This window comes from Idiomarina sp. PL1-037, assembly GCF_034422975.1.
Classification (GTDB): Bacteria; Pseudomonadota; Gammaproteobacteria; order Enterobacterales; family Alteromonadaceae; genus Idiomarina.
Genome location: NZ_CP139873.1, coordinates 449,854 through 465,047 on the forward strand (window position 1 = coordinate 449,854; position 15,194 = coordinate 465,047).

Consider the following 15,194-nt stretch of genomic DNA (forward strand, 5'->3'; position numbering starts at 1 on the left):
TTGTTGGTTAGTTGATGGATAAATTTAAAATACGTGGTGGCCAACCTTTATCGGGTTCGGTCACTATTTCAGGTGCAAAAAACGCGGCTTTACCTATTTTAATGGCGTCTCTGTTGCCGTCTGAAAAAATAACCTTGTCTAATGTCCCCGACCTTCACGATGTCGACACGACACTGGAGTTATTAGATTGCCTGGGCATTAGTCACAGTAACCTGAATAATAATAGCGTCTGTATTGACCCAACCACGCTTAACCAATTCAAAGCGCCTTATGAATTAGTTAAGACTATGCGTGCTTCCATTCTGGTTTTAGGTCCTTTATTAGCTAAAACTGGTAAAGCGGAAGTGTCGCTACCGGGTGGTTGCGCGATAGGCGCGCGACCGGTGAATCTTCATATTGAAGGTTTGCGTAAAATGGGTGCACATATTGACGTTGAAAATGGTTACATTAAAGCGTCAGTAGACGGTCGCCTCCAGGGTGCTGAGATTTTGCTCGACACGGTCAGCGTGACCGGGACTGAAAACTTGATGATGGCAGCGGTACTGGCTGAGGGTGAAACGGCCATAGAAAATGCGGCTCGCGAACCAGAAATCATTGATTTAGCTAACTTTCTCAATAGCCTGGGCGCGGACGTCCGGGACGCAGGAAGCGACACCATTCATGTTACTGGTGTCAACAAGCTGCATGGTGGCGAATACAGTGTCATGCCCGACCGTATCGAAACCGGGACCTTCTTAGTTGCCGGCTTAGCAACTGGAGGCTCGGTGCGTTGTGAGAAAACTGACCCGGCTAGCCTCGATGCGGTATTGAAAAAGCTGGAAGAAGCTGGTGCGACAATTGAGAAAGGTGATGACTGGATAGCGATACAGAGCCATGGGCGGCCTAAAGCGGTGAATATTATTACAGCTCCTCACCCGGCCTTTCCAACCGATATGCAGGCTCAGTTTTGCGCGTTGAACGCTATTGCAGAAGGCACTGCGGGTATTCGCGAAACGATATTTGAAAATCGCTTCATGCATATTCCTGAGTTACGACGCATGGGTGCAAATGTTGAGTCAGAAGGCAATACGGCGTTATGTCACGGGGTCGATGAACTGACCGGCGCTGAGGTTATGTGTACCGATTTACGAGCTTCTGCTTCGCTCGTTATAGCGGGGTTGGTTGCGACCGGCGAAACTGTTGTCGAGCGCATCTACCATATTGACCGGGGCTACGAAGGGATTGAGAAAAAACTTCAGGGCTTAGGTGCTGATATTGAACGAGTAACGGCTTAGTAGCCGTTCTCACTTATTACCTGGGTAATTCGGCCACTGTCACGGTGGTCGTCATTCGTTTTTCATTACGATAAAATTCCACTTCCAGTTCAGTGCCAGGCTCACTACCCGCAACCCGGTCAAGGCCCTCCGGCGCAGAGCGAACGGGGTCGCCACCAATAGCGATTAAAAAATCGTTTGGTTTTAGTCCTGCTTTTGCTGCCGGACTGTTTCGTTCGACTTCTGTTATTAATATGCCAGACAGAGACTGTTCTTCGCTAAAGTTAGGATTAACGCTAATACCAATGTATCCGCGGACCACTTTGCCTTCCTGAATAAGCGTTTTCATTACTTTGCGGGCATTTTCATAAGGCACGGCAAAATAGATGCCTTCGCCGCCGTCTCCGAACGCCGAATTATAGCGGGCGTTATTAATCCCGATAAGCTCGCCGGCGGTATTGACCAAAGCTCCGCCTGAGGCGCCCTGGTTGATCACTGCGTCCATTTGAATCAAATCGGAATAGGAATTGCTGACACCGACCCGACCACCACTGGCACTGACAATACCTTGTGTAATTGTCTGGCCGATGTTGTATGGATTACCTATGGCAAGAACAATATCACCAACCCGCACGCGGCGTGTTGACTGAACCGGAATGACCGGTAGGTTCTCTGCATCAATTTTCAGTACGGCTAAATCGGTGTAACGGTCACTACCAATTAACTGAGCGGCATAGCGTCTGCCGTCCTGCAGTGCGACCTCAATTTTATCAACGTTATCGACAACGTGATGGGCGGTCAGAATATAGCCCTGAGTGTCCATAATAACGCCTGAACCTAAACGCCATACGCGTGATGATTGAGGTTGATAATAAGAGCCCTGAATTTCGCCCATGCTGTAAATATTCACGACGGCAGGGGCTGCTTTTCGAACGGCCTGATTAAAAGAGGTAATTTCGTTGCCGTTTTGTCTTAATGATTCAGACTGAGCCCAGAAAGGCTTGGCGATAATCACTATAGCCGCAACAACTAGGCCTAAGCCAACTGACTGAAATAAAAATCGTAGAGTTGAAGAAAGTTGTTGCATACCAGCTTCCGGTTAAATCAAGTGGTATCAGCATAGCACTGATACCACCTGCCTGTCACAATGTCAGTTTGCGTTCCGCAACACAATAAATAGTGAACTGTCGTCTCGCTTGATATTAAGAGCTATAACGCCACTGTTATCTTCAATTGCTGACCGCAACTCCGACAGTGACCTCACTGCTTTTCTGTTAACGCCCTGAATAATATCGCCTTTCTCGAGGCCAATTCGGGCGGCAGGAGAACGTTCTTCAAGCTCCTCTACTTCAATTCCATTCCCATCCGTTGCCGCAAGAGTAGCGCCCTGTAAAGCAGGGTGAATTGACTCCGCTGTAACAGACATGTCCTGCGCACCAAGGGTAACGTTTACAGACTGCTCTTCTCCGTCGCGAATCACGCCAAGCTTTAATGAGTTCCCCGAGCCTATCGAGCCGACCATTGCACCAAGCTCAGAAAATGAGCGGATTTTTTGGCCGTCAACTGAGATAATGACATCGCCGGATTCAATACCAGCTTCAGCGGCTGAACTACCCGGTACCACCTGTGAAACAAAAGCCCCACGATTGACCGGAATATTCAGTGCCTGAGCGACATCGTGAGTTAAGTCGTTACCCCGAACCCCCAGTACACCGCGGCGAACTTCGCCAAACTCAATCAATTGTTGTACTAAGTTGTTCATCATGTCTGATGGAATAGCGAAACCGATACCGATATTGCCGCCGTTAGGACCGAGTATTGCGGTGTTAATTCCGATGAGTTTTCCGTCTAACGTGACCAGAGCGCCGCCGGAATTGCCGCTGTTAATAGCAGCATCGGTCTGAATGAAGTTTTCCAGTTCTTCAATGCCAAGACCACCACGCCCCAGAGCACTGACAATACCCGAGGTGACCGTCTGACCGAGTCCGAAGGGGTTGCCAATGGCAACAACAAAGTCTCCCACCCGCAGCTCGGATGATTTACCAAGCTCAATTGCGGTAAGGTCTTCTCCGTCCTCAATTTTAAGTAATGCCACGTCACTACGAGCATCGGTGCCTATGACTTTGGCGTCAAACTCACGACCATTTTTGAGGGTAACCAAAATTTCTGTAGCGTCGTCTACAACATGGTTGTTCGTTACCACATAGCCTTTGTCGGCATCAATAATGACGCCGGAACCTAACCCTTGAAACGGTCTTTCGCGGACTTGTTCACGTGGCGAGTCCGGGCCAAAAAAGAAGCGCAGGGCGTCTGGTAAGCGCTGTCTTACTTCTCGCTTACCTTTAACCGATATATTAACGACGGCAGGGGTAACATCCTCAAGCATAGGAGCTAAAGTGGGTTGCTCGTCGTCACTGCTAAAAAAAGGAATACCAGCCTGAGCTGACGTTATTGGGGTAAAGCTAAAAACAAAGAGTAAACTGAATAATGCTAAGACTCTTTTCATAATTTGAGTGACTCCTTAATAAAGCACTAACAAGCGGTCGTGAGTTAAGACCGCTTGTTAGCTATATGAGTTCACTCTAAAAATGTTTCAAGAGGTTTTTGAGGATTGTTTTTCTTGCTCTGGTTCGTAATTACTCGAAAAGAGCCCGCTAGAGCCCTCGGTATAATCGCGGGGCATATCATTGGCATTATAACTGTCACGGCCAGAGCGATGATCTTTATTTAACGAATTTGCTACGCGCAACTGCTTGATTGTGTCTTCTGCAAAAAAGGGTAGATCACTTTGTCCCTCGCTTTTCTCCAGTAGCTCGGCACTTTGGTTTAAGTAGCTTTGTAAACGCTGCTGGGTATCTGCTAACTGTTCGACCATAGCGTTTGCAGTGGCAAAGTGCTCGGCCACTTCGCGCTGATAGTCAGTTAAACGCTGCTGACTCTGCTGTACTTGCTCTTCTAGATCGCCTGACTGGCCTTTTGACTGACTGTAACGAGCCGCAAAAAAGCCAATGACGGCACCGGCAATGACCAACAGAACTCCAATAATCCAACTCATAAGTAACTCCTGAACAAGCTGTCGCAGCGGCGAATGATTGCTGCGCTTCACCTTCATGATAACATATCAGCCTATAGGATAATCCCAACTGAGGTGAAGTGGTAGTGTCCAAACAGCAAATGTCTCCACTAGAACGTTATCAGTATGATATAGAACACAATGATTTCTCGAAAGATGCAGCGCAGCTTAACGCTGTTAAACATTTGCAAAGGCTGCATGATGAGCTTATTGCGTGGTATCAGTATCAGACTCTGCCAGGCTGGAAAAAGTGGTTTAATAAAGAACCGAGCAGGCCTCAGGGTATTTACTTTTGGGGTGGTGTCGGCCGTGGCAAAACTTATCTGGTTGACACTTTCTTCGACGGTTTGCCAATTGAACGCAAATGGCGGATTCACTTTCATCGCTTTATGCACCGGGTTCACAATGAACTTAAGCAACTGGATAAACAGAGCGATCCGTTGCGCATTGTGGCGGATAACATAGCCGGCGAAGCACAAGTTGTCTGCTTTGATGAGTTTTTCGTGCAGGACATTACCGATGCCATGTTGCTGGGCAAGCTGTTCGAGTACCTATTTGAGAGGGGAGTTGTGCTGGTAGCGACGTCAAACATTGTTCCTGACGATCTCTATAAAAATGGGCTGCAACGCGCGCGTTTTATCCCGGCGATAAAACTTATCAATCAGCACTGCGAAGTGGTTAATGTCGATAGCGGCATTGATTATCGCCTGAGAACGCTTACGCGGGCGGAAATTTTTCATTCGCCACTGGATGAAAAGGCTGATAAAAATTTATGGAAGTACTTCACGGAACTGGCTCCAGAGTCTAAAGACGAGTATTTGTCAGAAGCTATTGAGATAGAAGGGCGGGATATTGACGTACGAGCCGAATGTGACGATGTGGTGTTCTTTGACTTTACTTCCATTTGTAAAACCGCTCGCAGCCAGAACGATTATATGGAGATAGCTCGTCTTTACCATGCTGTTCTTATCAGCAATGTCGAACAAATGGGAGCGGGCAAGGACGATACTGCGCGGCGTTTCATTGCATTGGTGGATGAGTTTTATGAGCGTCGGGTGAAGCTAATTTTATCTGCCGAAGTAGCAATTGAATCGTTATATACCGAGGGCCAATTGAGTTTTGAATTTCGTCGGTGTGTTAGCCGATTGCAGGAAATGCAAAGTCAGGAATATCTGGCAATGGCTCATAAAGCATAAATTTCAGAAAATGCGTGATCTTTAACCGCATTTTTCCTATAATCCGCGCAGCCCACGTTACAGTCCGTTGTGTTACATAACGTAATGCAGCGGTCGCAGCAGATAACTAAATGATTTTTATCGTTTTTTTATTGTTGTGATTCGCGGGGAAGCCCGGAATTACTGTCCGTGAACTTTTAAAATGTAGGTTTTATACAATGAAAACATTTGTAGCCAAGCCAGAAACGGTAAAACGCGACTGGTACGTAGTAGACGCTGAAGGCAAAACTTTAGGTCGTTTAGCTACTGAAATCGCTCGTCGTTTACGCGGCAAGCACAAGCCTGAGTACACACCTCACGTTGATACCGGCGACTACATCGTCGTCATTAACGCTGAAAAAGTTGCCGTTACCGGTAACAAAGCTCAGGACAAGATGTACTACTCGCACACTGGATTTCCGGGTGGTATCAAATCAATCAGCTTTGAAAAACTGATTGCTAAGAAACCAGAAATGGTCATTCAGAAAGCGGTGAAAGGTATGTTACCCCGTGGTCCATTGGGTCGTGCCATGTTCCGTAAACTGAAAGTGTACGCAGGTACTGAGCATAACCATATTGCTCAACAACCTAAACAACTGGATATATAATACGGAGCAAGAACACTATGGCAGATAATCAATACTACGGTACTGGTCGTCGCAAAAACTCCACGGCTCGCGTATTTTTGCGTCCTGGTAGCGGCAACATCACAATTAACAACCGTGAACTGAACGAGTACTTCGGTCGTGAAACGGCTCAAATGGTTGTTCGTCAACCATTAGAGTTAGTTGAAATGACTGAAAAGTTTGACATGTACATTACCGTAAATGGTGGTGGTACTACCGGTCAGGCGGGTGCAATTCGTCACGGTATTACTCGTGCATTAATGCAATACGACGAAGCTTTACGTGGTCCATTACGTAAAGAAGGTTACGTTACTCGTGACGCTCGTCAAGTTGAACGTAAGAAAATCGGCTTGCACAAAGCACGTAAACGTCCACAGTTCTCAAAGCGTTAATTCGTCTTTGTTTTTTGTGGCAAAACCCAGCTTCGGCTGGGTTTTTTTATGTCAAAAATAAATGGAAATAGACCAATTAGGGCGGCTATTAAGCTTGTAAAAAGTGTGTCTTTTCATTATCATCTCAAAGCATTTTCTGTAATCCGCACAAGCGGACAAAGCAGCAGCTAATTCCCGACTTCGCGACAACGCATCGTGGAGCGTCCAAAACTGGAGAATAGATGGATGAGCAATGCGCCTGTAGATAAAGGCCGCCGTCGTTTTTTGACTGTCGCAACCTCAGTGGTAGGTGGTGCCGGAGCGGTAGCAGTAGCCGTTCCTTTCATAGCATCATGGAACCCAAGTGCGAAAGCGAAAAACGCGGGAGCGCCCGTAGAAGTAAATATACGCAAAGCTGAACCTGGTCAGATAATCCGCGTGAAATGGCGCGGCAAGCCCGTTTGGATAGTACGTCGTACACCAGATATGCTTGAAGAGCTGGGAAGTATCGAAGACAGACTTCGTGACCCGGAATCTGAAGAACCTCAACAACCAGAATACGCACAAAACCAATACCGCTCAATTAAAGAAGAGTTCTTTGTTGCGGTCGGTATTTGTACCCACCTGGGGTGCTCTCCATCTTATCTTTCTAGTGGAATGGGTGAGCACGTTGAAGGGGTCGAGGCTGGCTTTTTCTGCCCATGCCATGGTTCTAAGTTTGATGTCGCAGGGCGCGTATTCCAAGGTGTTCCTGCACCACTGAACTTGGTCGTGCCGCCACATTATTTTATCGACGATAACACCATTTTGGTGGGTGAAGATAAGGGGCAAGCATAATGTTTAAGCGATTTGTAGAGTGGATGGATGCCCGCATCCCCATGACCAAAACCTGGAACATCCACCTGGCGCAGTATCCGGCTCCAAAAAACTTCAATATGTGGTACGTTTTTGGTTTTTTGGCAACCATCGTATTAATTAACCAAATACTGACTGGTGTCTGGTTAACCATGAACTACGTGCCAAGTGCCGAAGGCGCGTTTGCCTCGGTCGAATACATCATGCGTGATGTCGAATACGGTTGGTTATTGCGTTATATGCACTCCACCGGTGCCTCGGCGTTCTTCGTCGTGGTTTATCTGCACATGTTCCGCGGTATGATGTACGGTTCTTACCAGAAGCCTCGTGAGCTCATTTGGCTGTTTGGTATGTTCATCTTCCTGGTACTGATGGCCGAAGCCTTTATGGGGTACTTGCTACCTTGGGGGCAAATGTCTTACTGGGGTGCACAGGTTATTATTTCATTGTTCGGTGCCATTCCGGTCATTGGTGATGATTTAACCTTATGGATACGTGGTGATTACGTTATTTCCGGGGCTACGCTAAACCGTTTCTTTGCGCTGCATGTTATTGCGTTGCCGCTGGTACTGGTTATTTTGGTGTTCCTGCATATTGTTGCTCTGCATGAGGTTGGCTCAAACAACCCTGACGGTATCGATACTAAGAAACCTAAAGGCTCTGTGCCAGACGAAGAAAAGCCGAAGTTTAAGTTCCACGAGCGCTTTACAAACAAGAAAGACATTGTCGATTCTATTCCGTTTTTCCCTTATTACATCATTAAGGATATGTTCGGGTTCGGTGTGTTCTTGTTCTTGTTCTGCTACGTTATTTTCTTCAATCCGGAAATGGGAGGCTTTTTCCTTGAGCCGCCTAACTTTGAGCCGGCGAACCCGTTGAAGACACCAGAGCACATTGCTCCTGTATGGTATTTCACGCCGTTCTACGCAATTTTACGTGCGGTACCTGACAAGCTATTTGGTGTTATTTTGATGTTCGCTGCTATTGTCTTCCTGGCTCTGTTGCCTTGGTTAGACCGTGGACGAGTACGTTCTATTCGCTATCGTAGCCTGTTGCATAAGCTGAACTTGACTGTGTTCGCTATCAGCTTTGTTGTACTGGGTTATCTGGGAACGCAACCAGCAACACCTGTTGCGACCGTGTTCGCGCAGATATTTACGTTCCTGTACTTTGCATTCTTCGGGCTGCTCTGGTTCTACAGTAAGCGCGAGAAGACTAAACCGGTACCAGAAAGGGTGACGTCGAAATGAAAAAACTGTTAATCGCTCTTCTAACTTTGGTTCCGTCGCTGGTATTTGCGGCGGGCCCTGAAGTTCCTTTGGACAAGGCCGAAGTCGACTTACACGATAAAGCCTCACTGCAGCGTGGCGCGCAGTTATACATGAACTATTGCCTGGGTTGTCACCAGCTGCAGTACCATCGCTATAACCGCACTTTTGAGGATCTTGGTATTCCGCAAGAGTTAGGCGAAGAAAACTTGCAGTTTACCGGCGACAAAGCCGGTGACAGAATTACCAATAATATGAATCCTGAAGCAGCAGCGAACTGGTTTGGTACCGCGGTACCCGATCTAACCAACGTTGCCCGTGTGCGTGGCGCCGACTGGATTTACACTTATTTACGTTCATTCTATAAAGATGACAGCCGTCCTTTCGATGTCAATAATGCGGTGTTCCCAAATGTTGGAATGCCCCATGTATTGCAAGAGCTTCAGGGGCTTCCTGAGAAGACCTATGAAGAGCGCCTGATAGACGGTGAAATGGAAGAAGTGTACGTCGGTATTGAAACCGATGGCAGCGGCCGTCTATCCGAAAGTGAATATGATCAAGCTATGTTGGACTTAACCGCTTTTCTGGTTTATACCGGAGAGCCTATGTTGTTAGAACAACGTCGCATTGGTTGGTTTGTTTTTGGTTTCCTGCTGGTATTCACCATTTTGGCATGGCTACTGAAAAAAGAGTTTTGGAAAGACCTCAAATAATCGAGTCTTATCAGTCTGTTAGACAACGACTTAAGAAAGGGTGGCTTGCCACCCTTTTGCCGTTGATATTATCTGGAGAAAGGAATGGCTGTTGCAGCAAATAAACGCTCAGTAATGACGTTATATTCAGGAAAGGATGACTTAAAAAGTCATCAGGTACGTCTGGTGTTAGCTGAGAAAGGTGTTGGTGTCGAAATTACCTATGTGACCGACGAGCATACGCCGGAGGATCTGTTACAGCTTAATCCGTACCCAGAGGCTAAACCCACTCTGGTTGACCGTGAGCTTGTGCTTTATAACGCTCAAATTATTATGGAATACTTGGATGAGCGTTTCCCGCATCCTCCTTTAATGCCGGTTTATCCGGTTGCCCGTGGCACGAGCCGTTTAATGATGTACCGAATAGAACGCGACTGGTATAGTCTGGCTGAAAAAATTCAAAAAGGTGACGCTCAGGCAAGGCAGGAATTGAAAGAAGGCATTCTTTCTCTGGCACCTATTTTTGCAGATACGCCGTATTTTATGAGTGAAGAGTTCAGTCTTGTTGACTGTTATCTGGCTCCTTTACTCTGGCGTCTACCAGCCTATGGTATTAATTTAGAAGGCCAGGGCGCAAAAGAAATTAAGCAATATATGGTACGCCTATTTGAACGTAAAACGTTCCAGGGTTCTTTAACAGAAGAAGAGAAAGAGCTCGCGCGTAATTAATTTAATCGACGTCGAGGAGTTTTACTATGACGCCGAAAAGACCGTATCTACTGCGTGCATTGTACGAGTGGATAGTTGATAACGACCTGACACCACACTTGGTAGTTGATGCAACTATTGTGGGAACTGTTGTGCCTCAGAACTTTGTTAGTGAAGGGCAAATCGTACTTAATATTTCTCCGACAGCGGTTCAGGGGTTGCAGCTGGCTGACCATGAAGTGCGCTTTAGCGCACGTTTTGGTGGGCAGCCAATGCAAGTTGTTGTGCCTATGACGGCGGCTTTAGCTATTTATGCCCGCGAGAACGGTGCCGGAGCGATGTTTGAGGCGGAACCCGAGCTGGATAAAATGCCCGAGCTCCAGGAAGAAGAGCCGGTCGGCGATGACGCTGAACAAAAACCAGCTAAGAAAAAGCCCAACTTGAAAGTTGTTAAGTAACAATACAAAGCACTAACGCTTAATGGTTAGTGCTTTAATTACCCGCTCAACGCCATCTACGTTTCTCGCAACCTCTACCGCAGCATCTGCCTCAGCCTGGCTCACATGGCCCAGCAAAAATACTTCAGCGTTTTCTGTCACTACTTTAATGTTAGCGGCATCTATAGACTTATTATTAGCGAACTTGAGCTTGATTTTACTGGTTATCCAACTATCTCCGGCGCGCACAGCCGCTGATGCTTTAGAGCCAATGCGCAACTGGTTGAAAATTTTATTGAGGCCGTTCGTGTCTTTGATAACGTCTTCAGCTCTTCTTTTCAGTGCTTCGCTTGGAACTTGGCCGACCAAAAGAACATTGGTATCGTAGCTGATAGCGACTACGCGAGCATCGTCAAGTTGTTCGTCATTTCCCAGTTTAGCGTTAGCTTTCAATTCGATAGTCTGATCATCCACTTGTGTCCCAATTGTCCGCGGATCAGTAGCTGAAGATATTCCTACGGCTGCTGCTCCGACAGCAACCGCAGCGCAACCCTGTAAACTTAATAAACTGATAAAAACGACGGGTAAAGCGGTTTTTGATAACGTCATATGCTTCAGTGCTCCTGCGGAAAGATCGTGTTTTCAATTTGTTCACATAAGCCGTGGACAATAAACAACTGAGTTTCGAGTATACGAGCCGGATTTAAACTGGGTGCTCTTAATTCAATATCGTTAGCACCTAACAGTCCCGAAACAGAGTCGTTACCCTCGCCGGTTAAAGCAATAATAAGCATATCGCGGCTGATAGCGGTTTCCATTAGGGATGCCAGCTCCTCGTTTCCCTGATTATCTGCTATGACCAGTAAAATATCACCCGCCTGCCCAAGGGCTGCAAGCTGCTTCTGCTTACCAAGAGCCAATGCCAGTACTGGAAAGGGAGGGCGCTCGAGTTTCATGCCTTCGGTCATGAGGTTTGCAAAGTGCTGTGCAACGATACTTGTCGTCCTATCGCCACAGCAGAATACACGTTGGCCATTCAACAGGTTAGCAACTAACAGTTCAACTGTTGTGGCCATTTCATCGGTCAGGCTCTCTACCGCTGAAATTTGTGTTTGTATACTTTCTGTAAAAAGTGCCTTAATCAATTCGTCATTCATAATCAGAATGCGTCCTTAAACCATTCAATTTTTGTTGGCTGACCTACTATTGCAATTACGTCGAAACGTATAGCTGCAGTATGTTCATCGATATTATTACTGAGTAAGTAGTGACGAGCGGTAAGTCGAATCCGGCGGCATTGCTGAGGCTGAATCTGTTCAATAACTGCTGCAAAACTCTCATCGTCCCGGAATTTCACCTCGCAAAAAACCCAGTAATGACCGTCTCGGGCTATGATATCAATTTCTCCACCGTCAATACGGTAATTTTTGCAAATAATGGTAAGGTTATTCTTCTTCAGAAACTCGGCTGAGAGCAATTCAGCGCGCTTACCGGTAACGACTTCCTGCATTGTCTGCTTCCTTAGCTAAGGTGACTTCTCCTTTACTAAAGGTAGCCCAAATAAGCTTTCGCTGAACTACTGAATTATCAATGTGCAGTTCACCACTTAAACCCGACCAAACCAATCCGGGCATGCGCTGCATCATCTCAAGTCGTTGAATCAAGGCGACGCTGTCGTAACCCATCGCGGTTAAACGAGCCAGCGACAGATCCCACCCATTTCGTAACTCAAGCCATTGACTTAGGAGCCTGTTTTTACCTTGACTCTCAATTAACCAGGGAATGTCGGAAAAAATGATGCCATTAAGATCTGAGTCACCTAAACGATTTCTGAGTTCATGGGTAGCAGAGCTGGCATAAACAGGAATGGGGTTCGCAAACGGGGAAACACTGACATCAATAAAGGGTTTTAACAGACGTGTCTGTTGTAGATTACCCGGCAGGTAAATAGCACTAATGTCTCTTCGACTGCGCTCCTGCGCATCGACAATAATTTCCCCGGCGGCAATTTTAACTGCGCGAATACGCTGTTGACTGTCCGTTAACCCCAGTGATTTCTCGACCGTAGCCTTCATATCTTCGCGTTCAGAAAAGTAGGAGACAGTGGGCTGGTTAGCTTGCTCATGGTCCCAACTGGAGGTGAATGCATCAACCATTCTGCGCCCGCTGGAGCCATCGGCAGTAATGAGCAACGCACTTCTTGGGCCGGGAAGTTGCTTGTTAATTTTCTGCGCAGCTTGTTGAGCTTCGCTCTCAGGGCTTAGTGCGAAAAAGACATTGGTTAGTGAATTTTGTGCCGCTTCATCGTCTATCTGATTAAGGTAAAGCTGAGGAATTCCCGTAAGAGGTTGCTCTACCCAAGCTGCTACTTTGTCTTTTAGCAGTGGGCCAATGATTCCAACCGGGCTCAGTTCCTGTATTTGTTTTTGTTGAGACTCAATATCGCCTGTTTCGCTGTCTATAAAAACAACTCTTAGATTTTTCATTTCACCGGTGCGGGCGATAATTCCGTCACGCACAGCCTGGCCTTGCTGTTTATAGCGTCCGGATAACGGCAGTAATATTGCAAGGCTGAGTTCAGGGGATGCCTGCCCGGCTTCCGGTTCATCTTCTGACGGCTTTAATGATGGTTCAAGCCAAGCGTCGACCAGAGTAGCAGCATCGTGGTTTGGGAAACTTTGCTGCCACTGCTTTAAGTAAGACTCCAGACTGCCCGGTGAAGCCATCGCCTGACGGTGATAATCGACCAGGCGCCACCAACCTGCCAGGGCTAAGTCATTAGGCCGCTGCTGCGGCAGCTCTGATTGTTTAATCCGTCGGGCAATGGACCAGACTGTATCTGTATTTGGCTGTTCCGCAAAGCGTTGAGCATCAACTTGCCAGACTAGCGACTGCCAGTAGTCTTGTTGTTGATAGGCCGCCTGTGAGAGTAGTTGCAGGCTAAGAGCGCGAAATTCTCTTTGATTAAACTGAGTGGCGACACTTTCCAGTTCTTTTATTACTTTTGACCAAAATTTTTGTTCTGCGGCCCAGCGGGCACTCGCAAGGCGGTAATACTTTTGACTGTGACGGGTAATTTTTTGCGCACTTAACTGCGAAAGAATAGCGGCCGCCTGTTGCCACTGTTGTTCATTTTGAAAAGCATTAGCGGCTCTTATTAAAGCCGAGTGTTGCTCAACTTCATTTGCTGCTGCATCGGCTTCCTGTAACCAGTCACTGGCTGAATTCTCTTCTGTTAAGCTTAATTCCTGGTCAGCAACCCCTACCGCCTTTGCAGGATCCTTCACTGAACGCTCAGGGGCCGAGGTACACTGGGTTAATACCAGTAATGCCATTAGAGCTAAAAGTACAAATGAATGAGTTCTAAACACTGTAAGGTTCCGCTTTGGTGCCTGTTCGGTGATACTATAAACGGCATTGACGTTGGAAACAAACAGAGACTGATTATGGCAGAGCAGGGCATTCTTTATATTGTACCGACACCTATCGGTAATTTAGGCGATATAACGGAAAGAGCAGTTAAGACATTGGCCGAAGTTGCAGCCATTGCTGCAGAAGATACAAGACACACGCGCAAACTCATGCAGCACTATGGCATACAGAATGATGTATTCGCGCTGCATGAACATAATGAGACACAGCGTGTAGAAGCGGTTATCGAACGTCTGCAGCAAGGTGACTCGCTGGCATTAGTCAGTGATGCGGGTACGCCACTTATTAATGACCCGGGTTATGTTTTGGTGCATCGTTGCAGGGAGCAAGGACTTAAAGTTATCGCGTTACCCGGTGCCTGCGCTGTTACGGTTGCGTTGTCTGCGGCTGGACTACCCACAGACCGGTTTGCGTTTGAAGGCTTTTTGCCATCCAAGCCTCAGCAACGTCGGGCAAAGCTGGAAGCTCTGAAAGCAGAGCCGCGGACTGTTGTGGTGTATGAAAGCCCTCACCGAATCTTGCATACGCTGGCTGATATGAACGTGGTTTTAGGCAGTGGTCGGCAGGTAGTACTTGCACGCGAGCTGACCAAGCAGTTTGAAACTTACTTAAGCGGCACTGCGGCTGAGCTACTGCAGGTTTTAACCGACGATACAAACCAACAGCGCGGCGAAATGGTTTTGCTAATAGCACCTGCGCAGTCAGAAACTGATGTCCGTGACGGCCCGGGAGAAGCGGCTAAGCGCACGTTGCTGCTGTTATTAGAAGAGTTACCGTTAAAGAAAGCGGCAGCCATGACCGCAAAAATTCATGATGAGCGGAAAAATGAACTCTACCAGTGGGCGCTTGAGAATAAAAAGAATGAGTGAAACAAAGATTGAGTTAATGCCTGCTGCAGCGTAGAATCCCCCGCGGAGAGCTGGCCAGACAATCGCCGCCTGTTTACAGGGGGAGGAAAGTCCGGGCTCCATAGGGCAGGGTGCCAGGTAACGCCTGGGCGGTGTAAGCCGACGACCAGTGCAGCAGAGAGTAAACCGCCGATGGCTGCTTGCAGCACAGGTAAGGGTGAAAGGGTGCGGTAAGAGCGCACCGCGCAGCTGGTAACAGTTTGTGGCACGGTAAACTCCACCCGGAGCAAGGTCAAATAGGGGTTCTTTGGCGCGGCCCGCGTTGAACCCGGGTAGACTGCTTGAGGGTCAGGGCAACCTGACCACTAGATGAATGATTGTCCACGACAGAACCCGGCTTATCGGCCGGCTCTCCAC

General features: G+C 47.4%; 17 protein-coding genes and 1 other RNA gene. 11 read left to right on the top strand and 7 right to left on the bottom strand.

What is annotated here, in order from left to right; genetic code table 11:
* Positions 1–14 precede the first annotated feature (14 nt).
* Positions 15–1,274, top strand: a complete 1,260-nt coding sequence (gene murA, locus U0358_RS02155) for a UDP-N-acetylglucosamine 1-carboxyvinyltransferase (RefSeq protein ID WP_322406867.1) — start codon at positions 15–17, stop codon at positions 1,272–1,274.
* A gap of 16 nt (positions 1,275–1,290) precedes the next feature.
* Here the strand turns inward: murA and U0358_RS02160 are convergent, their stop codons facing one another.
* From U0358_RS02160 to U0358_RS02170, 3 genes are all read right to left on the bottom strand, one after another.
* Positions 1,291–2,340 carry a trypsin-like peptidase domain-containing protein gene (locus U0358_RS02160; protein ID WP_317497838.1) on the bottom strand — a complete coding sequence of 350 codons (1,050 nt, stop codon included), beginning with the start codon at positions 2,338–2,340 and terminating at the stop codon, positions 1,291–1,293.
* A gap of 63 nt (positions 2,341–2,403) precedes the next feature.
* Entirely contained in the window at positions 2,404–3,759 is a 1,356-nt protein-coding gene (locus U0358_RS02165; RefSeq protein WP_322406868.1) for a DegQ family serine endoprotease, read from the bottom strand.
* Between the two features lie 87 nt (positions 3,760–3,846).
* Positions 3,847–4,308 (bottom strand): Z-ring associated ZapG family protein, encoded by a 462-nt coding sequence (locus tag U0358_RS02170; protein ID WP_317497840.1) that lies wholly within the window; start codon positions 4,306–4,308, stop codon positions 3,847–3,849.
* Positions 4,309–4,427: 119 nt separating this feature from the next.
* Here U0358_RS02170 and zapE point away from each other — a divergent pair, with 119 nt between their 5' ends.
* The 8 genes from zapE (at position 4,428) to U0358_RS02210 (ending at position 10,518) form a co-directional block, all read left to right on the top strand.
* Entirely contained in the window at positions 4,428–5,522 is a 1,095-nt protein-coding gene (zapE, locus tag U0358_RS02175; protein WP_322407450.1) for a cell division protein ZapE, read from the top strand.
* 197 nt (positions 5,523–5,719) lie between these two features.
* The gene (gene rplM, locus U0358_RS02180) at positions 5,720–6,148 is read left to right on the top strand and encodes a 50S ribosomal protein L13 (protein ID WP_054489830.1); all 429 of its coding nucleotides are present in this window, start codon (positions 5,720–5,722) and stop codon (positions 6,146–6,148) included.
* Between the two features lie 17 nt (positions 6,149–6,165).
* Positions 6,166–6,558 carry a 30S ribosomal protein S9 gene (gene rpsI, locus U0358_RS02185; protein ID WP_322406869.1) on the top strand — a complete coding sequence of 131 codons (393 nt, stop codon included), beginning with the start codon at positions 6,166–6,168 and terminating at the stop codon, positions 6,556–6,558.
* A 225-nt stretch (positions 6,559–6,783) separates the two neighbouring features.
* A complete protein-coding gene (gene petA, locus U0358_RS02190; RefSeq protein WP_317497842.1) occupies positions 6,784–7,374 on the top strand; it encodes a ubiquinol-cytochrome c reductase iron-sulfur subunit in 591 nt (196 codons plus the stop codon).
* A complete protein-coding gene (locus U0358_RS02195; protein WP_317497843.1) occupies positions 7,374–8,642 on the top strand; it encodes a cytochrome b in 1,269 nt (422 codons plus the stop codon). The genes petA and U0358_RS02195 overlap by 1 nt, the downstream gene beginning before the upstream one ends.
* On the top strand, positions 8,639–9,373 hold the full coding sequence (locus U0358_RS02200; RefSeq protein ID WP_322406870.1) for a cytochrome c1: 735 nt from the start codon (positions 8,639–8,641) through the stop codon (positions 9,371–9,373). The genes U0358_RS02195 and U0358_RS02200 overlap by 4 nt, the downstream gene beginning before the upstream one ends.
* Before the next feature lie 84 nt (positions 9,374–9,457).
* Positions 9,458–10,081, top strand: a complete 624-nt coding sequence (gene sspA / locus U0358_RS02205) for a stringent starvation protein SspA (RefSeq protein ID WP_317497845.1) — start codon at positions 9,458–9,460, stop codon at positions 10,079–10,081.
* A gap of 26 nt (positions 10,082–10,107) precedes the next feature.
* Positions 10,108–10,518: a ClpXP protease specificity-enhancing factor gene (locus tag U0358_RS02210; protein ID WP_317497846.1), complete on the top strand. Its 411-nt coding sequence runs from the start codon at positions 10,108–10,110 to the stop codon at positions 10,516–10,518.
* 12 nt (positions 10,519–10,530) lie between these two features.
* On the opposite strand, the gene dolP is transcribed toward U0358_RS02210, so the two are convergent.
* From dolP to U0358_RS02230, 4 genes are read right to left on the bottom strand one after another with little or no spacing between them, the layout of a single operon-like run.
* Positions 10,531–11,106 (bottom strand): division/outer membrane stress-associated lipid-binding lipoprotein, encoded by a 576-nt coding sequence (gene dolP / locus U0358_RS02215; RefSeq protein WP_317497847.1) that lies wholly within the window; start codon positions 11,104–11,106, stop codon positions 10,531–10,533.
* Positions 11,107–11,111: 5 nt separating this feature from the next.
* Complete coding sequence (locus U0358_RS02220) at positions 11,112–11,654, bottom strand: SIS domain-containing protein (protein ID WP_317497848.1); 543 nt, start codon at positions 11,652–11,654, stop codon at positions 11,112–11,114.
* Positions 11,655–11,656: 2 nt separating this feature from the next.
* The gene (locus tag U0358_RS02225; RefSeq protein ID WP_317497849.1) at positions 11,657–12,007 is read right to left on the bottom strand and encodes a YraN family protein; all 351 of its coding nucleotides are present in this window, start codon (positions 12,005–12,007) and stop codon (positions 11,657–11,659) included.
* Positions 11,985–13,868 (bottom strand): penicillin-binding protein activator, encoded by a 1,884-nt coding sequence (locus U0358_RS02230; protein ID WP_322406872.1) that lies wholly within the window; start codon positions 13,866–13,868, stop codon positions 11,985–11,987. The genes U0358_RS02225 and U0358_RS02230 overlap by 23 nt, the downstream gene beginning before the upstream one ends.
* 75 nt (positions 13,869–13,943) lie before the next feature.
* On the opposite strand from U0358_RS02230, the gene rsmI reads away from it, so the two are divergent.
* The gene (rsmI, locus tag U0358_RS02235; RefSeq protein ID WP_322407451.1) at positions 13,944–14,798 is read left to right on the top strand and encodes a 16S rRNA (cytidine(1402)-2'-O)-methyltransferase; all 855 of its coding nucleotides are present in this window, start codon (positions 13,944–13,946) and stop codon (positions 14,796–14,798) included.
* 46 nt (positions 14,799–14,844) lie between these two features.
* Positions 14,845–15,194, top strand: an RNA gene (gene rnpB, locus U0358_RS02240) — RNase P RNA component class A.